This window comes from Testudinibacter crocodili (assembly GCF_006228025.1).
In the GTDB taxonomy this organism is placed as follows: Bacteria; Pseudomonadota; Gammaproteobacteria; order Enterobacterales; family Pasteurellaceae; genus Chelonobacter.
The window spans coordinates 20,912-43,664 of sequence record NZ_VDHF01000080.1 but is presented as its reverse complement, the minus strand read 5'-3'; the positions used below and the strand labels follow the sequence as shown (position 1 = coordinate 43,664).

Sequence of the window (22,753 nt, the reverse complement as noted above, 5' to 3'; positions counted from 1 at the left end):
TCGTCGGTATCAAAGCGACTACCAAAACCACGGTTACCGGTGTTGAAATGTTCCGTAAACTGTTAGACGAAGGTCGTGCAGGGGAGAACATCGGTGCGTTGTTGCGTGGTACCAAACGTGAAGAGATCGAACGTGGTCAAGTCTTGGCAAAACCGGGTTCAATCACACCGCACACCGATTTCGAATCAGAAGTGTACGTATTGTCTAAAGATGAAGGCGGCCGTCATACTCCGTTCTTCAAAGGCTACCGTCCACAGTTCTATTTCCGTACAACGGATGTAACCGGCACTATCGAGTTACCGGAAGGCGTGGAAATGGTTATGCCTGGCGACAACATCCAAATGGTTGTTAGCCTGATTCACCCAATTGCGATGGACCAAGGCTTACGCTTTGCGATTCGTGAAGGTGGCCGTACAGTAGGTGCGGGTGTTGTAGCGAAAATTATCAAATAATTGCGCTGCAAGATATCTCAAAAAGGGTGAACTTCGGTTCGCCCTTTTTGTTGTTTAAGTGTTGGGAATAGTGGTATAAGGGCATAAGAAATTAACGGTTTTATTGTAATTAGCCTATTCAATGCATAAAGAAAGTGCTACAATCGCTCGTTCAAAAATATACCGTTATTCATTGGATCGGATAGATAAAAAACATGAGTTCAGAAAATATTAAAAAACAAGCACTTATTGAAAACCATGAAGGTAAAGGCAAAGCAGTAAATAATTTGCTTTGGCTTTTAGCTGTACTATTGATCGTTGTTGCCGCTGTGGGGAATACTTATTTTGCCGATCAATTTGCGTTGGTCATTCGTATCGTTGCGATGGTAATTTTAATGGTCGCAGCCTTAGGACTCGTGGCAATCACCAATCAAGGTAAGAAAGCGATTGGTTTTTTCAAAGAGTCACGTGGTGAATTAAGAAAAATCGTTTGGCCGAAACGCTCCGAGGCTATGCAAACAACATTGATTGTTTTTGGTGTAACTGTGGTTGCTTCTTTAGTGCTTTGGGGATTTGATTCCTTGATTATTGCGGTTATCTCCTTTATTACTAACCTGAGATTTTAATTTATGAGCGAGAATACAGCACCAATAAAACGCTGGTATGTTTTACAGGCTTTCTCCGGTTTTGAAGGCCGTGTAGCGAAAACATTAATCGAATATATCAAACAACATAATATGGAAGATCAGTTTGGTGAAGTACTAGTGCCAACTGAAGAAGTGGTTGAAAATATTGCCGGCAAACGTCGCAAAAGCGAGCGTAAATTCTTCCCCGGTTATGTACTGGTACAAATGGAAATGAACGATGACACTTGGCATTTGGTGCGTAGTGTGCCACGTGTGATGGGTTTCATCGGTGGTACGCCAGACAAGCCTGCGCCGATTTCTAAACGCGAAGCCGATACGATTTTAAACCGTCTACAACAAGATGGTGATAAACCAAGACCGAAAACACTGTTCCAGCCTGGTGAAGAAGTGCGGGTTACCGAAGGTCCGTTTATGGATTTCAACGGCACGGTAGAAGAGGTCGATTACGACAAAAGCCGTATCAAAGTATCTGTGTCGATTTTTGGGCGTGCGACACCGGTGGAACTGGAGTTCCGCCAAGTGGAAAAAGCGGTTTAAGCCGGTACGTTCAAGGCATAATTTCTCAAGTATTTTACGCTAAAATGCTTGAAAAACAGGCAGTGTTTAATTAGAATACTGCCCTTTATAAACAGGGGAGCCGCAAGGCGATAATACCCGCAAGAGGAAAATAAAATGGCAAAGAAAGTACAAGCCTACGTTAAACTGCAAGTTGCAGCAGGTATGGCAAATCCAAGTCCACCGGTTGGTCCAGCTTTGGGTCAACAAGGTGTCAACATCATGGAATTCTGTAAAGCATTCAACGCTCGTACTGAGGGCTTGGAAAAAGGCTTACCAACTCCGGTTGTTATCACAGTTTATGCAGACCGCTCTTTCACTTTTATCACTAAGACTCCGCCAGCAGCAGTATTGCTGAAAAAAGCGGCAGGTGTTAAATCTGGTTCTGGTAAACCGAACAAAGAAAAAGTCGGTAAAGTCACTCGTGCACAAGTTCGTGAAATCGCTGAAGTTAAAGCAGCGGATATGACTGGTGCAAGTGTCGAAACTAAAATGAAATCTATTGAAGGTACCGCTCGCTCAATGGGCTTGGTAGTGGAGGACTAATCAGATGGCTAAACTAACCAAACGCATGAAAGCGATCCAAGAAAAAGTAGATTCAACTAAAGCCTACGAAATCAATGAAGCCGTTGCTTTATTGAAAGAGCTGGCGACAGCCAAATTTGTTGAAAGTGTTGATGTTGCTGTTAATTTGGGTATCGAAGCGCGTAAATCTGACCAAAACGTACGTGGCGCAACGGTGTTGCCACATGGTACAGGGCGTGATGTACGTGTAGCTGTATTTACTCAAGGCACAAACGCTGAAGCAGCAAAAGAAGCCGGTGCTGACTTAGTCGGTATGGAAGATCTGGCTGAATTAGTCAAAAAAGGCGAAATGAACTTCGACGTAGTCATTGCTTCTCCGGACGCAATGCGTGTTGTGGGTCAATTAGGTCAAATCCTAGGTCCACGCGGCTTAATGCCAAACCCGAAAGTCGGTACCGTAACGCCTAACGTTGCAGAAGCGGTTAAAAATGCGAAATCTGGTCAGGTTCGTTACCGTAACGACAAAAATGGTATTATCCACACCACTATCGGTAAAGTGAGTTTCTCAGAAGAACAACTGAAAGAGAACTTGCAAGCCTTGTTGGCAGCTTTAGTGAAAGCTAAACCAGCCAGCTCTAAAGGGATCTTTATCAAGAAAGTCAGCCTTTCCACCACTCAAGGTGCAGGCGTGGCGATTGATCAAACCAGTTTGAGCTAATAAAACTTTACAGCGGGGAGAATTGTATTTATAATTCTCCTCTTATTTTCCGATGGTAGTTTTGTCGGAAACTTCTGGTTGGTGCTTGACCTTATTCAAGCCCCATCCAAGACCGCAGGGGAAATCGTGTGGGGAAACTCAGGTGATTTCTTAATTATCCTGCGTAGATGGTGAACAGAATGAGAAAAATTTTCTGCTTCTGCGCACCGAAAGACGTCTTGATATGCTTGCATATCAAGGAATTTAAATCCGGGAAACCGGAGTGTATTCAGGAGCTATAAGCCAATGGCATTAAATCTTCAAGACAAACAAGCAATTGTTGCTGAAGTAAACGAAGCAGCCAAAGGTGCCCTATCAGCAGTGATTGCGGATTCTCGCGGTGTGACTGTGGATAAAATGACTGAATTGCGTAAAACTGCGCGTGAAGCCGGTGTTACTATGCGTGTCGTACGTAATACTTTATTACGTCGTGCGGTAGAAGGCACTGACTACGAGTGCTTGAAAGACGTGATGACAGGTCCGACACTTATCGCATTTTCTAATGAGCATCCGGGCGCAGCTGCACGTTTGTTCAAAGATTTCGCAAAAGCGAACGATAAGTTCGAACTTAAAGGTGCCGCTTTCGAAGGTAAAATCCAAGATGTTGAATTCTTAGCAACATTGCCGACTTACGACGAAGCGATTGCACGTTTAATGGGTACTATGAAAGAAGCTGCGGCAGGCAAACTTGCTCGCACTCTTGCGGCATTACGCGACAAATTACAAGAAGCTGCTTAATTATCAAAGCGTTTCTTACCTCGTTTAATTTATTTACTTTAGGAATTGATTGTCATGTCATTAACTAACGAACAAATCATTGAAGCGATTGCTTCTAAAACTGTCACTGAAATCGTAGAATTAATTTCTGCAATGGAAGAAAAATTCGGTGTTTCTGCAGCAGCGGCAGCAGTAGCTGTAGCAGCAGGTCCAGCAGAAGCAGCAGAAGAGAAAACTGAATTCGATGTAGTATTAACTGCAGCGGGCGCTAACAAAGTTGCTGTTATCAAAGCAGTACGTGGTGCAACTGGTTTAGGCTTGAAAGAAGCGAAAGACCTGGTTGAATCTGCACCAGCAGCGCTGAAAGAAGGCATCTCTAAAGCTGAAGCTGAAGAACTGAAGAAAACATTAGAAGAAGCAGGCGCTTCTGTTGAACTTAAATAATTAATTTTATTTAGGTTTATAGCCTGTTATAGGCGGATGGCTAGCGGTTTATACTGCTAGCCATTTTGTGCCTTTAAAAAATAGAAGTGAATATGCCGTTTTTTTATTTCTATAACTGCTTGATAAAATAGCGATTATTGATTTTATCTAGCCTGCACCAGAAGTTTTGCCAGTGATTTTCGGCAAAAAAGTGAAAGTGCGGTACCAACAAACGGTATCGATAGCATTGCCACCTTGTTAATTTGATCGCAAGTGTGCGCGAATTTTGGGTCACCGATCAGCGAGCAGAGGAACCCTATGGTTTACTCCTATACCGAGAAAAAACGTATTCGTAAAAACTTTGGCAAACGTCAACAAGTTTTAAATGTACCTTATTTATTAACAATCCAAATCGATTCTTTCGATAAATTTATTCAGCAAGATCCGGAAGGGCAGCAGGGACTGGAAGCAGCATTTCGTTCAGTATTTCCAATTGTCAGCAATAACGGCAGCACTGAATTGCAATATGTGAGCTATAAGTTAGGTGAACCAGTATTTGATGTGCGTGAATGTCAAATCCGTGGGACAACTTATTCTGCGCCGTTAAGAGTTAAACTGCGTTTAGTCAGCTACGATCGTGATGCTGCGCCGGGTACGGTAAAAGACATCAAAGAAAATGATGTGTATATGGGGGAAATCCCATTGATGACCGACAACGGAACTTTTGTGATCAACGGTACTGAGCGTGTTATCGTATCACAATTACACCGTAGTCCGGGGGTGTTCTTCGACAGCGATAAAGGTAAAACCCACTCCTCTGGGAAGGTGCTGTATAACGCACGTATTATTCCTTACCGTGGTTCATGGTTGGATTTTGAATTTGATCCGAAAGATAACTTGTTTGCGCGTATTGACCGCCGCCGTAAATTACCGGCTACGATTATCCTGCGTGCATTGAACTACACCACCGAAGAAATTCTGGCACTGTTCTTTGAGAAAGTGAATTTCAGCATTGATGATAACAAATTGATGATGGAACTGGTGCCTGAGCGCTTGCGTGGTGAAACTGCCAGCTTTGATATCGAAGCCAACGGCACCGTTTATATTGAGCGCGGACGTCGTATCACGGCACGTCATATTCGTCAGTTAGAAAAAGATAAAATCTCTCAAGTTGTGGTTCCGACAGAATATATTGTCGGTAAAATTGTTGCTAAAGATTATGTTGATCTTGAGAGTGGCGAATTGATCTGTGCGGCAAATGCAGAAATTACATTAGAAATGTTGGCTAAATTGAGCCAAGCCGGTTATAAAAATATTGAGGTGCTGTTCACCAATGATTTGGATCATGGACCTTACATTTCAGAAACCTTGCGAGTGGATCCGTCACATGACCGTTTAAGCGCGCTGGTTGAAATTTATCGGATGATGCGTCCGGGCGAACCACCGACAAAAGAAGCGGCGGAATCGCTGTTTGACAATTTGTTCTTCTCCAGTGATCGTTATGATCTTTCTGCGGTTGGTCGCATGAAGTTTAACCGCTCTTTGAACATTCCGGAAGGGGAAGGCAGCGGTATCCTGAGCAATGACGACATCGTGATGGTGATGAAAAAACTGATCGAGATCCGTAATGGACGCGGTGAAGTCGATGATATTGATCACTTAGGCAACCGTCGTATTCGTTCAGTGGGCGAGATGGCGGAAAACCAATTCCGTATCGGCTTGGTGCGTGTCGAAAGAGCGGTCAGAGAGCGTTTGTCATTAGGCGATTTGGACGGTGTAACGCCACAAGATTTGATCAATGCCAAACCAATTTCAGCGGCAGTGAAAGAATTCTTTGGCTCGTCCCAGTTGTCACAATTTATGGATCAGAATAACCCGTTATCAGAAGTGACTCACAAACGCCGTATTTCTGCTTTAGGTCCTGGTGGTTTGACCCGTGAGCGCGCCGGCTTTGAGGTGCGTGATGTTCATGCCACTCACTACGGTCGTGTCTGTCCGATTGAAACGCCTGAAGGGCCAAACATCGGTTTGATCAACTCCTTGTCGGTGTATGCACGTACCAATGATTATGGTTTCTTGGAAACCCCATACCGTAAAGTGGTTGACGGACAAGTGACGGAAGAAATTGAATATTTGTCAGCGATTGAAGAAGGCAAATATGTGATTGCACAGGCGAACTCCAACTTAGATGAAAATTCACGCTTTACTGATACCTTCGTGACTTGTCGTGGTGAACACGGCGAAGCGGGTTTGTATAAAGCCGATGAAATCCAATATATGGATATTTCTACGCAGCAAGTTGTTTCGGTGGCGGCGGCGTTGATTCCGTTCTTGGAACACGACGATGCTAACCGTGCTTTGATGGGTGCAAACATGCAACGTCAAGCGGTGCCGACTTTGCGTGCCGATAAACCGTTGGTCGGAACCGGAATTGAGAAAGCAGTAGCCGTCGACTCCGGGGTGACTGTAGTCGCCAAACGTGGTGGTTATGTGCAATATATCGATGCTTCACGTATCGTGATTAAAGTCAACGAAGATGAAACCGTACCGGGCGAAGCAGGCATTGATATTTATAACCTGACCAAATACACCCGTTCCAACCAAAACACCTGTATCAACCAAGTGCCTTGTATTGCTTTGGGCGAACCGATTGAGCGTGGTGAAGTGTTGGCGGACGGTCCATCCACCGATCTAGGAGAACTGGCATTAGGTCAAAACATGCGTGTGGCATTTATGCCATGGAATGGTTATAACTTCGAAGACTCGATGTTAGTTTCTGAGCGTGTGGTGCAAGAAGATCGTTTCACGACGATTCACATTCAAGAATTGACCGCAGTTGCGCGTGATACCAAACTGGGTGCAGAAGAGATTACTGCCGATATTCCTAACGTCGGTGAAGCAGCGCTGAGCAAATTGGACGAATCCGGTATCGTGTATATCGGGGCGGAAGTCAAAGGCGGTGATATTCTGGTGGGTAAAGTCACCCCGAAAGGTGAGACTCAATTAACCCCAGAAGAAAAATTATTGCGTGCGATCTTCGGTGAAAAAGCCTCTGATGTAAAAGATTCTTCTCTGCGGGTACCAAACAGCGTTTCCGGTACGGTAATCGACGTACAAGTCTTTACCCGTGATGGTGTAGAAAAGGATAAACGTGCGCTTGAAATTGAAGAAATGCAGTTAAAACAAGCCAAGAAAGATTTGGTGGAAGAACTGGAAATTTTAGAAGCTGGCTTGTTTACCCGTGTACGTAACCTGTTATTAAACAACGGTGTTGAAGAGAAACAACTGGATAAGCTAACCCGTAACCAATGGTTGGAACAGTCTTTGGCTGATGAAAACCAACAAAATCAGTTGGAACAGTTAGCAGAGCAGCATGAAGAGTTGCGCAAAGAGTTTGAACGCAAACTGGAAATTAAACGTCATAAAATCATTCAAGGCGACGATTTAGCACCGGGTGTGTTGAAAATCGTGAAAGTCTATCTGGCGGTAAAACGTCAGATTCAGCCGGGTGATAAAATGGCAGGTCGCCATGGTAATAAAGGGGTGATCTCAAAAATTAATCCGGTGGAAGACATGCCGTACGACGAAAACGGGCAGCCGGTCGATATCGTCTTGAACCCGTTGGGCGTACCGTCACGGATGAATATCGGTCAGATTTTGGAAACACATTTGGGCTTGGCGGCCAAAGGTGTGGGTGACAAGATCAATGCGATGATTAAACAGCAACAATCTGTTGCCAAATTGCGTGATTATATTCAACGTGCGTATGATTTGGGCGGCGAAAGTCAAAAAGTGGATCTTGCCACTTTCAGCGATGATGAAGTGATGCGTTTGGCGCAAAACCTGCGTAAAGGAATGCCGTTGGCAACACCGGTATTCGACGGCGCACATGAAAGCGAAATCAAAGGCTTGTTGGCGCTGGCAGATCTGCCGACTTCCGGTCAGATTACGTTGTTTGACGGGCGTACCGGCGAGAAATTTGAACGTCCGGTAACCGTAGGCTATATGTACATGCTGAAATTGAACCATTTGGTTGATGACAAAATGCACGCTCGTTCAACCGGTTCGTACAGCTTGGTTACCCAACAACCATTGGGTGGTAAAGCCCAGTTCGGGGGACAACGTTTCGGAGAAATGGAAGTATGGGCGCTGGAAGCTTATGGTGCTGCTTATACCCTGCAAGAGATGCTGACCGTGAAATCCGATGACGTGAACGGTCGTACCAAAATGTATAAAAACATTGTGGACGGCGCACATCAGATGGAACCGGGCATGCCAGAATCCTTCAACGTATTGTTGAAAGAGATTCGCTCGCTGGGGATTAATATTGATCTGGATGAAGATCGTTAATCGCTTCCATCTGAGCAACGATAAAAATATGCTCAAGTGCGGTCTGACCGCACTTGAATTAAGTTTAACTCCGACAGGAGCAAATCTGTGAAAGACTTAGTTAAGTTTTTGAAAGCACAAACGAAATCTTCAGAAGATTTTGATGTGATTAAAATTGGGCTGGCTTCTCCCGACATGATCCGTTCATGGTCGTTCGGTGAAGTGAAAAAGCCAGAAACCATTAACTACCGTACGTTTAAACCGGAACGTGACGGTTTATTCTGTGCACGCATTTTCGGGCCGGTTAAAGATTACGAATGTTTGTGCGGAAAATACAAACGTTTAAAACATCGTGGCGTGATCTGTGAAAAGTGCGGTGTCGAAGTTACGCAAACCAAAGTACGTCGTGAGCGTATGGGACACATTGAGCTGGCTTCACCGGTAGCGCACATCTGGTTCTTAAAATCATTGCCGTCCCGTATCGGTTTATTGTTAGATATGCCGTTGCGTGATATTGAACGCGTGCTGTATTTCGAAAGCTATATCGTCACCGAGCCGGGTATGACCGACTTGGAGCGCGGTCAACTGTTGACCGAAGAACAATTTATGGATGCGGAAGACCGTTGGGCGGACGAATTCGAAGCCAAAATGGGGGCAGAAGCTATCCAACATTTGTTGCAACAAATGGATTTGGCGCACCAATGCGAAACGCTGCGTGAAGAGCTGCAAGAAACCAGTTCGGAAACTAAACGTAAAAAAATTACTAAACGCTTGAAATTGCTGGAAGCTTTTATTCAATCCGGCAACAATCCAGAGTGGATGGTGTTGACCGTGCTACCGGTATTACCGCCAGATCTGCGTCCGTTAGTGCCGTTGGATGGCGGTCGTTTTGCGACCTCTGATTTGAACGATTTATATCGTCGGGTGATCAACCGTAACAACCGTTTGAAACGCTTACTGGATCTGGTTGCACCGGATATTATCGTACGCAACGAAAAACGGATGCTGCAAGAATCGGTCGATGCATTGTTAGACAACGGTCGCCGTGGTCGTGCGATCACTGGTTCCAACAAACGTGCGCTGAAATCCCTTGCGGATATGATCAAAGGAAAACAAGGTCGTTTCCGTCAAAACTTGTTAGGTAAACGGGTTGACTATTCCGGTCGTTCGGTTATTACCGTCGGTCCATACCTGCATTTGCATCAATGTGGTTTGCCGAAAAAAATGGCGCTGGAACTGTTCCGTCCGTTTATCTATGCCAAATTAGAAAGCCAAGGCTATGCTTCAACCATCAAAGCTGCCAAGAAAATGGTGGAGCGTGAAGATGCGATTGTTTGGGATATTCTAGCTGATGTTATCCGCGAACACCCGATTCTGTTGAACCGTGCGCCAACCTTGCACCGTTTGGGGATCCAAGCATTCGAGCCGTTGTTGATCGAAGGTAAAGCCATCCAGTTACACCCATTGGTGTGTGCGGCATTCAACGCCGACTTTGACGGAGACCAAATGGCGGTACACGTACCGTTGACGCTGGAAGCGCAATTGGAAGCACGTGCGTTGATGATGTCGACTAACAATATCTTATCACCGGCAAACGGTGAGCCGATCATTGTGCCGTCACAAGACGTGGTGTTGGGTCTGTATTACATGACCCGTGAAAAAGTCAACGCTAAAGGCGAAGGCATGTATCTGCAAAATCCACTGGAGGCAGAGAAAGCCTACCGTACTGGGCAAGCGGAACTGCATGCACGGGTTAAAGTGCGGATCACCGAATATGTGAAGTCTTCTAGCAATGAGTTTGAAGCCGTCACCACGCTGACCGAAACCACTATCGGGCGTGCAATTTTATGGATGATTGCGCCGAGAGGTATGCCATTCGAGTTGTTTAACCAAACTTTAGGCAAAAAGGCGATTTCTCGTTTAATCAACGCCTGTTACCGTTTGTTGGGTATGAAATCCAGCGTCATTTTTGCCGACCAAATCATGTACACCGGTTTTGCCTATGCGGCACGTTCCGGCGCATCGGTCGGGATTGATGATATGGTGATTCCGGATCAGAAAAATGAAATTATTTCTGCAGCGGAAAGTGAAGTTGAAGAGATTCAGGAGCAATTCCAATCGGGCCTTGTGACTGCCGGTGAGCGTTACAATAAAGTCATCGATATTTGGGCGGCAGCGAATGAACGTGTTGCCAAAGCGATGATGGAAAACCTATCAACCGAAGAAGTGATTAATCGTGACGGAGTGCCGGAAAAACAAGCCTCCTTTAACAGCATCTTTATGATGGCGGATTCTGGAGCGCGGGGTTCTGCGGCGCAGATTCGTCAGCTGGCGGGAATGCGGGGCTTGATGGCGCGTCCGGACGGCTCGATCATTGAAACACCGATCACTGCGAACTTCCGTGAAGGCTTGAACGTACTGCAATACTTTATTTCCACCCACGGGGCGCGTAAAGGTTTGGCAGATACCGCACTTAAAACAGCGAACTCCGGTTACTTGACCCGCCGTCTGGTTGACGTGGCGCAAGATTTGGTGATTGTTGAAGACGATTGCGGCACCGAAGAAGGTATTGTCATGACCCCGTTAATCGAGGGTGGTGATGTCAAAGAGGCGTTGCGTGAACGCGTATTGGGGCGTGTGGTGGCAGAAGATGTTCTGGTACCGGGCACTGATCAGGTCTTGATTCCGCGTAATACTTTGCTAGATGAAAAATTGTGCGATGTAATTGACGCCAACTCGGTAGACAGCATCAAAGTGCGGTCAGTGGTAACCTGCCAAACTGATTTTGGTGTGTGCGCGAAGTGTTATGGTCGTGATTTGGCGCGCGGGCATATCATCAACAATGGTGAAGCGGTTGGCGTTATTGCCGCGCAGTCCATCGGTGAGCCGGGAACACAGTTAACGATGCGGACGTTCCACATCGGGGGGGCGGCTTCCAGAGCGGCTTCTGAATCCAGCATTCAGATCAAAAATAACGGTAGCGTGCGTTTGGCAAATGCTAAATTCGTTACAAATAAAGACGGCAAATTGGTGATTACTTCGCGTAATACCGAGTTGACGGTTATTGATGGCTTCGGACGCACCAAAGAGAACTATAAAGTGCCTTACGGAGCGACGTTGAGCAAGCATGACGGCAGTGATGTCAATGCCGGCGAAATCATCGCTAACTGGGATCCGCATACCATGCCGGTTATCTCGGAAGTAGAAGGTTTTGTGCAGTTCGTGGATATCGTTGATGGGGTGACGGTTAGCCGTCAAACCGACGAATTGACAGGATTGTCTTCCGTTGTGGTGCAGGATGTCGGTGAACGTGCGACTGCTGGTAAAGACTTGCGTCCGGCGTTGCGCGTGGTCGATGCCAAAGGCAATCCGGTACTGATTGCCGGCACTGATGTGCCTGCGCAATATTTCTTGCCAGGTAAAGCAATTGTCACCTTGGACGATAATGCCGAAATCAATATCGGGGAACCATTAGCGCGTATTCCGCAAGAGTCTGCTGGAACCAAAGATATTACCGGTGGTTTGCCGCGTGTTGCTGATTTGTTTGAAGCGCGTAAACCGAAAGAGCCTGCGATTATGGCAGAGATTTCTGGTATCGTCTCATTTGGTAAAGAGACCAAGGGTAAACGTCGTTTACTGATTACACCGAGTGAAGGCGAAGTATATGAAGAGATGATCCCGAAATGGCGTCAATTGAACGTATTCGAAGGCGAATTGGTGTCGCGCGGCGATATTATCTCCGAAGGGGCGGAAACGCCACATGATATTCTGCGCTTGCGAGGAATCCGTGCGGTAACCGAATATATCGTCAACGAAGTGCAAGAAGTTTACCGCCTGCAAGGGGTAAAAATCAACGATAAGCACATTGAAGTGATTGTACGTCAAATGTTGCGTAAAGCGATTATTACCCAAGCGCATGATTCCGAATTCTTGGAAGGTGAGCAAGTGGAAGTGGCGCGCGTGAAAATCGTGAATCGCCAACGCGAGGCTGAAGGTAAGCCATTGGTTGAATTCGAGCGTGAGTTACTAGGTATTACCAAAGCGTCCTTGGCGACTGAGTCGTTTATTTCGGCGGCATCGTTCCAAGAAACCACGCGCGTGTTAACTGAAGCGGCAGTTGCCGGTAAACGTGACGAGTTGCGTGGTCTGAAAGAAAACGTCATCGTGGGTCGCTTGATTCCGGCTGGTACCGGTTATGTTTATCACCAAAACCGCCACAGCAATAAAATGGCTAAGGCAGAAAACATACCGTTGGAAGAGATCGAAACGAAGTTTGATACTGATGAAGCAACCGCGAATTTGGCTGAAATGCTGAATATGTCGGCTGATTTCGAGTAAGCGAACCGTTTGAATCAGAAGCCCAAAGTGTTAACGCACTTTGGGCTTTTTTTGTGGCTTTTTAATACTTTCCACTGCGATAATGCTTTATAATAGCGACAAATTTATGCTATTGGAGAACAAATGCAGCGCTTACAGGCGAAAGATTTTGGTTATTGGTTGTTGACCAAAGGCAGCAATATTTACTTGTTACAGGGCAAACTGCCGTTCGGAACGGCTGATGAGTTAGCGCTAAACGATAAGTGCGGTATGGTAATCGGCGAATATCAAGATGCACCGCTTTGGTTGGTGGAAGAGTTTGATGACAGCCGTGATTATTTCTCGTTGCGTGATCAATTGATTCTGCCGGAACGGATTTTCAATTTACTGAATCGTGGCGTGGCGCTCAATTATTTTTGGAAAACCCATCGTTTTTGTGGAGTTTGTGGTGCTAAAACCCAAGTAATGACACCTCAAGAATGGGCGGTCGAATGTACGCAGTGCCAACACCGCACTTACCCTATGATTGCGCCGTCGATCATTGTCGCTGTGCGCAAAGGCGATTCTATTTTACTGGCAAATCATATACGCCATCGTGAAGAAAAAATTTATACCACGCTTGCCGGTTTTGTGGAAGTGGGCGAAACGTTGGAGCAGACTGTAGAACGTGAAGTCTTTGAAGAGAGTGGTTTGAAAATAAAAAATCTGCGTTACATTAGCAGCCAGCCGTGGTCGTTCCCGAATTCGTTGATGTTGGGTTTTTTAGCGGATTATGCCGAGGGAGAGATTGCAATCCAGCCGGAAGAATTGAATGATGCACGTTGGTTTCGCTATGATGAAGCGCTACCGCACTTGCCGCCACCGGGTACGATTGCACGCAAGCTGATTGAACTCAGCCAACAGATTTGTGCAGATGAAGCACAACAGAACAATAATAAGGAAGAAAAATGTTAGCATTAAAAAATGATCGTTATTTACGTGCGTTATTGCGCCAACCAGTCGATATGACCCCGATTTGGATGATGCGCCAAGCTGGACGTTATTTGCCGGAATATAAGGCAACCAGAGCCGAAGCTGGGGATTTTATGTCGCTGTGCCGCAATCAAGAACTGGCATGCGAAGTCACCTTGCAGCCGCTACGTCGTTATGCGTTAGACGCGGCGATTCTGTTCTCTGATATCCTTACCATTCCAGATGCGATGGGCTTAGGTTTGAGTTTTGGTGCCGGAGAAGGACCTAAATTTGCCAAACCGATTGAAAATCAGCGTGATGTGACTAATCTACCGATTCCTGATCCGGAGCAAGAGTTGCAGTATGTGATGAATGCGGTGCGTACCATTCACAAAGCGCTGGACGGTAGCGTGCCATTAATTGGTTTTTCCGGCAGCCCTTGGACGTTGGCGACCTATATGGTCGAAGGCGGCAGTAGCAAGGCCTTCACTAAAATTAAAAAAATGTTATATGCCGAACCGCACTTGCTACACCAACTGTTGGATAAACTGGCAGATAGCGTCATTTTGTATCTGAATGCACAAATCAAAGCTGGTGCGCAGGCGGTAATGGTATTTGATACTTGGGGTGGTGTGTTGGCGCACCGTGATTATCGTGATTTCTCACTGCAATATATGCACAAAATTGTGGATGGCTTAATTCGTGATTATCGTGGTCGTCGTGTGCCGGTGACGCTGTTCACCAAAGGCGGTGGTTTATGGCTAGAAGCGATGGCAGCAACCGGTTGTGATGCGCTGGGCTTGGATTGGACGGTGGATTTAGCACAAGCGCGCGCCCGAGTCGGGCATAAGGTTGCCTTGCAAGGGAATATCGATCCGAGCGTGCTGTATGCCGATCAAGCACGGATTGAACAGGAAGTGCAGCAAACTTTACAGGATTTTGGCGCAGGCAGCGGACACGTGTTCAATTTGGGACACGGTATTCATCAAGATGTCTCACCGGAAAGCCCGAAATATCTGGTTGATGCGGTGCACCGTTTTTCACAGCCTTACCACACAACGGAGAAATAACAGATGCGCAACCCGATTCAAAAACGCTTGGAACATTTTGAAACTTGGCAGCATTTGGCGTTTATGCTCTGTTTGTGCGAAAGAATGTATCCTAATTTTCAGTTGTTTTGCCAAATGCAGGATAAAACGCAGGACAGCAAGGTATATCACAATATTCTCAATCTGGTTTGGGAATATTTGACAGTTAAAGGGGCGAAAATTAATTTTGAATCACAACTGGAGAAGCTGGAAGCGATTATTCCGGATATTAATGAATACGATTCTTATGGTGTTATTCCAGCGGCAGATGCCTGCGAAGGCTTGTCGCAAGTGCTACATACCATTATTTCCGGATCAAGCTTAGAACAGGCGATCCTGGTCAGTAAATTGTCACTGCAGACCGTGACTTCTCTATTGGAAACCGAACAAGACCGCACTTTAAATGAAAAAGAACTTAAAGAGTCGGCAGAGATTCAACAAGAATTAGACGTGCAATGGCTGATTTACCGCACCTTAAATGAAGCGGAAGAACGGGATGTTGAATTGCTGCTGGGCCTTAAAAATGAATTACGCGAAGAAGCAGTTAGTAATATCGGTATAAAAATTGACCTTTAAGTGTGATTTTTCGCTGAATTTAATGATTTATAGCTTTCAATCTCAAGCAACTTAGATTAATCTTAGGTTACTGTTTTTAGACAGCTATTGCACCAAGAATATCCAGATATTCAATCCATACAAAAGCTTAACTTAAACATCAATAACAAGGGGTACTATCTTATGAATAAAGCAGAACTGATTGATGCAATTGCATCTGCTGCAGAGTTAAACAAAAAACAAGCTAAAGCAGCTTTAGAAGCGACTTTAAGCGCAATTACTGATAGTCTGAAAGCGGGCGATCCGGTTCAATTGATCGGTTTCGGTACTTTCAAAGTGAACCAACGCCAGGCCCGTACTGGTCGTAACCCACAAACCGGACAGGAAATCCAAATTGCAGCCGCTAAAGTGCCTGCGTTTGTTTCCGGTAAAGCATTGAAAGATGCGATCAAATAATAAGAATTGAATTTTTTGTGATAAGAACCTCTGGCGACAGAGGTTTTTTTATATCTGAAATTTGGCAATATCTGTTTTTTACTTTATTTGATAAAAGAATAGTTGAAGTTTTGAATATGTTTCGATATTATTTCGAACCGAAACTTATGAGGCTTTTTTAGTAGGGGAAAATGTCAAAACGAAATAGTACACAGCGCCGCCACTTGATTATGCAACTGCTACAACAGCAGGGGGAGGTGTCGGTCGAGCGACTGGTGCAGCATTTTAATACTTCGGAAGTAACGATTCGTAAGGATTTGACCGCACTTGAAAGCAATGGTTTGCTGTTGCGTCGTTATGGAGGGGCGATTTTGATGCCCAGTGAGATTCTGAATGACGAATCCGATGAGCCATTTTCACAAAATAAGTTATCGATTGCCAAAGCTGCCGCAGCACGGATTCGCGATCATAACCGGATTATCATTGATTCCGGCAGTACCACTGCGGCGTTGATTAAGCAGCTTAATCCAAAGCAGGGCTTGGTGGTAATGACTAACTCACTGGCAGTCGCCAATCAACTGACCGAGCTGGAAAATGAACCGACTTTGCTGATGACCGGCGGCACATGGGATATCCGTTCTGAATCCTTTCAGGGGCAGGTTGCAGAGCAGGTGCTACGTTCTTATGATTTTGACCAATTGTTTATTGGTGCAGATGGCATTGATTTGGCGCGTGGCACCACCACGTTTAATGAGCTGGTCGGTTTAAGTCGGGTAATGGCAGAAACGGCGCGAGAAGTGGTGGTGATGGTTGAATCACAAAAAATTGGGCGCAAAATGCCGAATCTGGAACTAAGCTGGGATCAAATTGATGTATTAGTGACAGATAACCAGATTGCGAGCGAACTAATCTCTCAGATTGAATTGCAGAATGTTGAAGTGGTTCTCGCAAACTAACGGCTGTGGATTGATCGTGAGAAACTGATTTTTATTATTTTTATTTGTTAAATAGAGGAAAAAACGATGTGTGGAATCGTAGGTGCTGTTGCTCAACGTGATGTGGCAGAAATTTTAATTGAAGGTTTACACCGTTTGGAATATCGTGGTTATGATTCTGCCGGTGTTGCTGTGGTTGATGAACAGCATAATTTACAACGGGTGCGCTGTTTAGGAAAAGTGAAGGCGCTGGACGAAGCAGTCGCCAAACAGCCGTTAATCGGCGGCACAGGGATTGCACACACTCGTTGGGCAACCCATGGTGAACCGTCAGAAGCCAATGCACACCCGCATGTTTCCGGCGAGATTACCGTGGTGCATAACGGCATTATCGAAAACCATGAAGAATTGCGCGAAACCTTACAAGCGCGCGGTTACGTCTTCACTTCGCAAACCGATACCGAAGTGATCGCTCATTTGGTCGAATGGGAAAACCGCACTTCGACAAGTTTGCTGGAAGCGGTACAAAAAACCGTGCGACAACTGACCGGTGCTTACGGTATGGTGGTGTTACACCGCGCACAGCCGGAACACCTGATTGCGGCGCGCTCTGGCAGTCCGTTGGTGATCGGCTTAGGTTTGGGGGAAAACTTCTTGGCTTCCGACCAGTTGGCATTGTTAAGCGTTACTCGTCGGTTTATCTTCTTGGAAGAGGGTGATATTGCTGAAATCAGCCGCCGTAACATTGATATTTATAGCCGTGACGGTGAGAAGGTTGAGCGTCAGGTGCACGAATCCAACCTGGAAAATGATGCTGCCGAAAAAGGCAAATATCGTCATTTTATGCAAAAAGAGATTTTTGAGCAGCCGACTGCGATTGTCAATACGCTGGAAGGGCGGATCGCCAATGATAGCGTAATTATCGAAAGCATTGGTAATGGTGCGCGCGAAATTTTGGAAAAAGTGGAACACGTGCAAATCGTGGCGTGCGGAACGTCGTACAATTCCGGCATGGCGGCACGTTACTGGTTCGAAGCGTTAGCAGGGGTCAGCTGCGATGTGGAAATTGCCTCTGAATTCCGTTATCGTAAATTTGTGACCCGTCCGAACAGCCTGTTGCTGACCCTGTCGCAATCTGGTGAAACCGCCGATACCTTGGCGGCATTGCGTCTTGCCAAAGAGAAAGGTTATATGTCGGCAATGACAATTTGTAACGTTTCCGGTTCATCATTGGTGCGGGAATCTGACTTGGCGTTTATGACCCGTGCCGGGGTTGAAATCGGGGTCGCATCAACCAAAGCCTTTACCACTCAATTGGCGACGATGTTATTATTGGTGCTGGCGATCGGCAAATTAAACGGCAATATTTCTGCTGAAAAAGAGCGTGCAATCATCAAATCACTGCAAAGCCTGCCGGCAAAAATCGAGCAAGCGTTGGCGTTTGATAGCGCAATTGAAAAATTATCAGAAGATTTTGCCGAGAAGCACCATACTCTGTTCTTAGGGCGTGGCGAATACTACCCGATTGCGATGGAAGCGGCGTTAAAATTGAAAGAAATTTCCTATATCCATGCCGAAGCCTATGCCGCTGGTGAGTTGAAACACGGCCCGTTAGCCTTGATTGATGCGGATATGCCGGTGGTAGTGGTGGCACCGAACAATGAATTGTTGGAAAAATTGAAATCCAATATCGAAGAAGTGCGTGCTCGTGGCGGTCAGTTGTATGTGTTTGCCGATGAAAAAGCCGGGTTTACTTCGACTCCAGATATGAAAATCATCACCATGCCAGAAGTGGATGAAGTCGTGGCACCGATTTTCTATACCGTACCAATGCAGTTGTTGGCATACCACGTTGCTTTAATCAAAGGCACCGATGTCGATCAACCACGTAACTTGGCAAAAGCGGTGACAGTGGAATAAGGTAGACTGCCTTTATCGAAAGGAAACCGCACTTTGGGGTTGGAACCGAAAGTGCGGTCTTTTAATCGGTTAAAGAAAAGCCAGAGGGTTTTATCTCATCAAAAAATCCCGATCTATTTGATCGGGATTTTGTTGTATATGCCTGTCAATTATATCAACTATGCCGTGGTATATTTCGGTTCGCTGAACACACTGACCGCCGGTGCTTCACCACTGTATTTTTCTACTTGCAAAATAGCGGTGTTAGGCGAGTTGCCTTGTGCCAGTTTGGAGGTGCCGATGTCCATGGTCAGCACATTCGGGTTACCGAATTTACACAGCGGTTTTTCTGCGGTGCCCAACTCGGCAGGGTCGTACCACGCCCCTTCGTGTAAGGCGACTGTGCCTTTAATCACGCCATCACTCACCACTGCTCCGGCAAGCACTTGCCCACGTTGATTGAACAAGCGTACGATATCACCGTTTGCGATGCCGCGTGCTTGTGCATCATCCGGATGGATCAATACCGGTTCACGTCCGTTGACGGTATATTTCTCACGCAGTGCGGTCGAGAAACACAATTGGCTGTGCAAACGGTAATAAGGGTGCGGTGTGACCAACGCCAGTGGTGCTTCGGCGGTGGTGTTACCGGCATATTCTTCCGGCACCATCCAGCTTGGATGACCTTTGCAGTCGTCATAGCCCATTTTAGCAACGGTATCGGAGTAGATCTCAATTTTACCCGATGGTGTGCCCAGAGGATTGAGCAGCGGATCGGCACGGAATTCGGCATATCGCACCCATTGCTTGGCTTTATCGCCCACTTTAAACGTAATCGGCTGATTGGCTTCCCAGAACTGTTCAAAGCGTGGCATCACGACCCGATTTTTACGCGCCGCATCATAAGCGGATTGATAGAAACCTTTCAGCCAATCCATCTCTGATTTGCCTTCGGTAAATTTATCTTCCACGCCAGCCAGTTTCGACAGCGCAGCGAAAATATCATAATCACTTTTCGCTTCAAATTGTGGCTCGACCGCTTTTTTCATCGGGAAGATATTCAACATCGAGTAGTCGCCGCTCATGGTTAAATCGTTACGTTCAAACGAGGTGGTGACCGGCAGGACGATATCCGCCATTCGGGCAGTTGGTGTCCAGTAAATCTCGTTGACAATCACGGTCTCCGGTTTTTGCCAAGCCTTGATCAAGGTGTTAGTGTCTTGATGGTGAGTGAATGGGTTGCCACCCGCCCAATAGATCAATTTAATATCCGGATAAGTCACTTCAGTGCCATTATATTGGATCACTTTGCCCGGATTGAGGAGCGCATCAGAGATACGTGCCAGCGGGAAGCTCATTTTTGAGGTTTCGTCCAGCCAAGTTTGCCCACCGCTTTCACCGGAGGTGTTGGCTGAAATTGCCCCGACAATGCCACCGGTTGCGGTTGGCGCTCCACCGTTGGCATAGTGGTAGCTTAAACCGAACCCGCCGCCTGGCAAACCGATTTGTCCCAACATGGAAGCTAATGTGACCAGTGTCCAATGCGTTTGTTCGCCGTGGCGTTGGCGCTGCATGCCCCAGCCGCCCATCAACATGGTGCGTTTGGCGGCAAAATCCAGTGCCAGTTGTTTGATGGTTTCTGCTGGGACACCACAAATTTGGCTGGCCCAAGCGGCATCTTTAACTATGGCATCTTCGGCTTTACCCAACACATAGGCTTCGAATTTGTCATAACCGACAGTATATTTTTTCAGGAATTCTTGGTCATGTTTGCCTGCGGTGATCAAACTATGTGCGATGCCCAGCATCAACGGCACATCGGTGGCGGTATTGACCGGAACCCATTCGGCCCCCAGATAATCGCAGGTTTCGCTGCGCACCGGATCGATACAGATCACCCGTTTACCACTCTCTTTCAGCTTTTTGAAGTAGTCGGTTCCCTGTTGATCGGTGGAGGTCCAAGCGTTACGCAGTGTGGTCATCGGGTTGGCTGACCATAGCACGACAATTTCGGAATGTTCCAACACCATTTCCCAACTGGTTTGTTGCTCGTAAACTTCGATGGTTCCCATCACATGCGGCATGATCACCTGGGCAGCCCCGGTGGAGTAGTCCCCTTTGGTACCGACGAAGCCACCGGTCAGATTCATAAAACGGTGTAACAAAGTGCGGCTGGCATGCAGCGAGCCGGAGCTGTACCAGCCGTAGGAACCGGCAAATACACCGGAAGGCCCTTGGCTATCGCGAACTTGTTTTAAGCCGTTATGTACCAATTCCAGCGCTTTGTCCCAAGAAACTCGCACCCATTGGTCATGTCCGCGCAAGCTGGTATCGCTTTTACCCGGATTCTCCAGATAGCCTTTCCGCACCATCGGATACTTAACCCGCACGTCACTATGCACCTGCTCAGCGACAACGGTTTGCAGTTCATTGGCAATAGTTGGTTCGATTGCCGGACCGGATTTCACCACTTTGCCGTCTTCAACCACAATTCCGAGCGGTCCCCAGTGGGCGGCGGACATCACTGTGGACGACTCCGCTGCCATCGCTTTACTTGACGCGAGCAAGTTGGTGGTAATCCCGCCAGTGGCTGCCATACCGACAGTACCCAGTGAAGTGGTTTTCAGGAATTGACGGCGGCTGCCGTTAATTTTTTTAGTATGACTCATGTATATCTCCTTGTTAATTAACCGTTATCGTTGTGTCAGTGTAATCAATGTGCGCCAGATTGAGCAGCCTCGCTAGGTGCCATATCTTTGGCAAAATGTTGTAAATAAATCGTGACTGCCCGCACTTCAGCATCACTCATCGAAGTGCGGTCTTTCATGGAATTGATCACCCCCACCCATTGATTTGCGGTGTAGTGGTCGGCAGCAATCGGTGCATGGCAGGTGCTGCAATGGGTTTGATCCAAGCTTTTACCGTAGCTGTTCAAGGCATCTAGATCGGCGGTCAGGGCATTTTTGCCAATCGAGACATTGAGCTTGACTTCATTCCAGTTGGAATTGGTCACTGAGTCATGTATGGTTTTGATGACTTCAACATCGGCTTTGGCACTGTCGTCCAGCACCCCGACGATAATGCGTTTTCCCATCTGTTGATACAGCAGGTTTTCCGCCCCGGCTTGCTGCCAACCCTCCACCATCGCATGAACATCATCGCCCTCAGCTTTCCAGTCGATCAGTTTGGCAAACGGCATCAGACGGATTTCACCGTTTCCGGTTTTAGCAGCAGTAATCGCTAGCGCATACAATTCTGGATCGTGGCTATTGAAATCGGCGGCATGTTTGCTCAGTTCTCCGCTGGCGGCACTGGAGTCTGTCGGGATATCCGGCATAAAATGCACCAGTCCTTTGTGGCAGTCGATACAGGTTTGGTTGGTTTCTAGCGCCAACTTATGCATGGTTTGTGCCTGTTCCGACTGTTCGCCCAAAATCCAAGCATCGGTTTTGTGGCATGTGCGACAAGTGGAAGAGTCTTGTTCTTTCATGTTTTTCCAGACTGCTTGCGCCATTTCCAGACGGTGCGCTTCATAGGCCTCTTGATCCGGAATTTTGCCGGTGATCTCACCCCAGACATCTTTCACCGCCATGACTTTGGCTTTCACATAGTGCCAGCTATCCGGTGGCAGGTGGCAGTCGGCACACTCAGCGCGAATGCCTTTACGGTTAGCAAAATGTACACTACCTTCCCACTCCTCTTTTGGAAAGCTCATCGAGTGGCAGCTGACACAAAACTCGGTGGAATTGGTTTGGTGAAAAACGCCCTGGGTGAGCCACAATGCCAACCCGCCCAAAATAAAAAGTAATACCCCGAATAAGATTCCTTTCTTTTTCACCCACATAAAGATACCTCTAATGATTTAACTCGTTATAGTTATGATTCAAGCGTATCTTATTCAAAATAGAAAAAAAGTGTTTGATATAAATCAAATATAATTATTTTTTATTTTAAAATTAAATAGTTGATAGCCGTTCGTGAAGTTATGGCTCTAATAATATATCTTAATATATTGATTAATAATGAATTTGTTTCTCGATAATTATGCGGGCATCATGTTTTATTTGTACGTAAGTGTAAATTTGAAATGAGTTATACGCTATATGATATTTTATATAGCCAATGAAATTGGCGCAAAACTTCTTTGAATATGGGATTACGTTATTGGTTGCTTGCCAGGATTCTATTT

17 protein-coding genes are annotated in these 22,753 nt (G+C 46.3%); 15 read left to right on the top strand and 2 right to left on the bottom strand.

Features of this window, described 5'->3' with window-relative positions; genetic code table 11:
* The 15 genes from FHQ23_RS09200 to glmS all read left to right on the top strand — a co-directional run.
* Positions 1-452: EF-Tu C-terminal domain-related protein (locus tag FHQ23_RS09200; protein ID WP_139613978.1), on the top strand; the 452-nt coding region annotated here is incomplete at its 5' end.
* Positions 453-646: 194 nt separating this feature from the next.
* Positions 647-1,057, top strand: a complete 411-nt coding sequence (gene secE / locus FHQ23_RS09195) for a preprotein translocase subunit SecE (RefSeq protein WP_139614066.1) — start codon at positions 647-649, stop codon at positions 1,055-1,057.
* A 3-nt stretch (positions 1,058-1,060) separates the two neighbouring features.
* The gene (gene nusG / locus FHQ23_RS09190; RefSeq protein WP_132965694.1) at positions 1,061-1,615 is read left to right on the top strand and encodes a transcription termination/antitermination protein NusG; all 555 of its coding nucleotides are present in this window, start codon (positions 1,061-1,063) and stop codon (positions 1,613-1,615) included.
* Positions 1,616-1,750: 135 nt separating this feature from the next.
* Complete coding sequence (gene rplK / locus FHQ23_RS09185; protein WP_132965692.1) at positions 1,751-2,179, top strand: 50S ribosomal protein L11; 429 nt, start codon at positions 1,751-1,753, stop codon at positions 2,177-2,179.
* A gap of 4 nt (positions 2,180-2,183) precedes the next feature.
* On the top strand, positions 2,184-2,876 hold the full coding sequence (gene rplA, locus FHQ23_RS09180; RefSeq protein WP_139614065.1) for a 50S ribosomal protein L1: 693 nt from the start codon (positions 2,184-2,186) through the stop codon (positions 2,874-2,876).
* Between the two features lie 285 nt (positions 2,877-3,161).
* Positions 3,162-3,653, top strand: a complete 492-nt coding sequence (rplJ, locus tag FHQ23_RS09175; RefSeq protein WP_132965688.1) for a 50S ribosomal protein L10 — start codon at positions 3,162-3,164, stop codon at positions 3,651-3,653.
* A gap of 54 nt (positions 3,654-3,707) precedes the next feature.
* Positions 3,708-4,076 carry a 50S ribosomal protein L7/L12 gene (gene rplL, locus FHQ23_RS09170; protein WP_132965685.1) on the top strand — a complete coding sequence of 123 codons (369 nt, stop codon included), beginning with the start codon at positions 3,708-3,710 and terminating at the stop codon, positions 4,074-4,076.
* 297 nt (positions 4,077-4,373) lie between these two features.
* A complete protein-coding gene (gene rpoB, locus FHQ23_RS09165) occupies positions 4,374-8,405 on the top strand; it encodes a DNA-directed RNA polymerase subunit beta (protein WP_139614064.1) in 4,032 nt (1,343 codons plus the stop codon).
* Between the two features lie 87 nt (positions 8,406-8,492).
* Positions 8,493-12,722: a DNA-directed RNA polymerase subunit beta' gene (rpoC, locus tag FHQ23_RS09160; RefSeq protein WP_139614063.1), complete on the top strand. Its 4,230-nt coding sequence runs from the start codon at positions 8,493-8,495 to the stop codon at positions 12,720-12,722.
* Positions 12,723-12,845: 123 nt separating this feature from the next.
* Positions 12,846-13,655, top strand: a complete 810-nt coding sequence (nudC, locus tag FHQ23_RS09155; RefSeq protein WP_139614062.1) for an NAD(+) diphosphatase — start codon at positions 12,846-12,848, stop codon at positions 13,653-13,655.
* Positions 13,649-14,722: a uroporphyrinogen decarboxylase gene (gene hemE, locus FHQ23_RS09150; protein WP_139614061.1), complete on the top strand. Its 1,074-nt coding sequence runs from the start codon at positions 13,649-13,651 to the stop codon at positions 14,720-14,722. Before nudC ends, hemE begins: the two co-directional genes overlap by 7 nt.
* 3 nt (positions 14,723-14,725) lie before the next feature.
* Positions 14,726-15,316, top strand: coding sequence for a YjaG family protein (locus FHQ23_RS09145; RefSeq protein WP_139614060.1), 591 nt, complete (start codon positions 14,726-14,728; stop codon positions 15,314-15,316).
* A gap of 162 nt (positions 15,317-15,478) precedes the next feature.
* Complete coding sequence (hbs, locus tag FHQ23_RS09140; RefSeq protein WP_139614059.1) at positions 15,479-15,751, top strand: non-specific DNA-binding protein Hbs; 273 nt, start codon at positions 15,479-15,481, stop codon at positions 15,749-15,751.
* A gap of 170 nt (positions 15,752-15,921) precedes the next feature.
* Entirely contained in the window at positions 15,922-16,686 is a 765-nt protein-coding gene (locus FHQ23_RS09135) for a DeoR/GlpR family DNA-binding transcription regulator (protein ID WP_139614058.1), read from the top strand.
* 66 nt (positions 16,687-16,752) lie between these two features.
* Positions 16,753-18,585, top strand: a complete 1,833-nt coding sequence (gene glmS / locus FHQ23_RS09130; protein ID WP_139614057.1) for a glutamine--fructose-6-phosphate transaminase (isomerizing) — start codon at positions 16,753-16,755, stop codon at positions 18,583-18,585.
* A gap of 158 nt (positions 18,586-18,743) precedes the next feature.
* Here glmS and torA read toward each other — a convergent pair whose 3' ends face one another.
* Both torA and FHQ23_RS09120 read right to left on the bottom strand, forming a co-directional pair.
* The gene (gene torA / locus FHQ23_RS09125) at positions 18,744-21,233 is read right to left on the bottom strand and encodes a trimethylamine-N-oxide reductase TorA (protein ID WP_139614056.1); all 2,490 of its coding nucleotides are present in this window, start codon (positions 21,231-21,233) and stop codon (positions 18,744-18,746) included.
* A gap of 44 nt (positions 21,234-21,277) precedes the next feature.
* Complete coding sequence (locus FHQ23_RS09120; RefSeq protein WP_139614055.1) at positions 21,278-22,408, bottom strand: NapC/NirT family cytochrome c; 1,131 nt, start codon at positions 22,406-22,408, stop codon at positions 21,278-21,280.
* Positions 22,409-22,753 lie beyond the last annotated feature (345 nt).

Coding starts and splice junctions, on each gene's coding strand:
- secE (WP_139614066.1), top strand. CDS start 647: ATGAGTTCAGAAAATATTAAAAAACAAGCACTTATTGAAAACCATGAA.
- nusG (WP_132965694.1), top strand. CDS start 1,061: ATGAGCGAGAATACAGCACCAATAAAACGCTGGTATGTTTTACAGGCT.
- rplK (WP_132965692.1), top strand. CDS start 1,751: ATGGCAAAGAAAGTACAAGCCTACGTTAAACTGCAAGTTGCAGCAGGT.
- rplA (WP_139614065.1), top strand. CDS start 2,184: ATGGCTAAACTAACCAAACGCATGAAAGCGATCCAAGAAAAAGTAGAT.
- rplJ (WP_132965688.1), top strand. CDS start 3,162: ATGGCATTAAATCTTCAAGACAAACAAGCAATTGTTGCTGAAGTAAAC.
- rplL (WP_132965685.1), top strand. CDS start 3,708: ATGTCATTAACTAACGAACAAATCATTGAAGCGATTGCTTCTAAAACT.
- rpoB (WP_139614064.1), top strand. CDS start 4,374: ATGGTTTACTCCTATACCGAGAAAAAACGTATTCGTAAAAACTTTGGC.
- nudC (WP_139614062.1), top strand. CDS start 12,846: ATGCAGCGCTTACAGGCGAAAGATTTTGGTTATTGGTTGTTGACCAAA.
- hemE (WP_139614061.1), top strand. CDS start 13,649: ATGTTAGCATTAAAAAATGATCGTTATTTACGTGCGTTATTGCGCCAA.
- FHQ23_RS09145 (WP_139614060.1), top strand. CDS start 14,726: ATGCGCAACCCGATTCAAAAACGCTTGGAACATTTTGAAACTTGGCAG.
- hbs (WP_139614059.1), top strand. CDS start 15,479: ATGAATAAAGCAGAACTGATTGATGCAATTGCATCTGCTGCAGAGTTA.
- FHQ23_RS09135 (WP_139614058.1), top strand. CDS start 15,922: ATGTCAAAACGAAATAGTACACAGCGCCGCCACTTGATTATGCAACTG.
- glmS (WP_139614057.1), top strand. CDS start 16,753: ATGTGTGGAATCGTAGGTGCTGTTGCTCAACGTGATGTGGCAGAAATT.
- torA (WP_139614056.1), bottom strand. CDS start 21,233: ATGAGTCATACTAAAAAAATTAACGGCAGCCGCCGTCAATTCCTGAAA.
- FHQ23_RS09120 (WP_139614055.1), bottom strand. CDS start 22,408: ATGTGGGTGAAAAAGAAAGGAATCTTATTCGGGGTATTACTTTTTATT.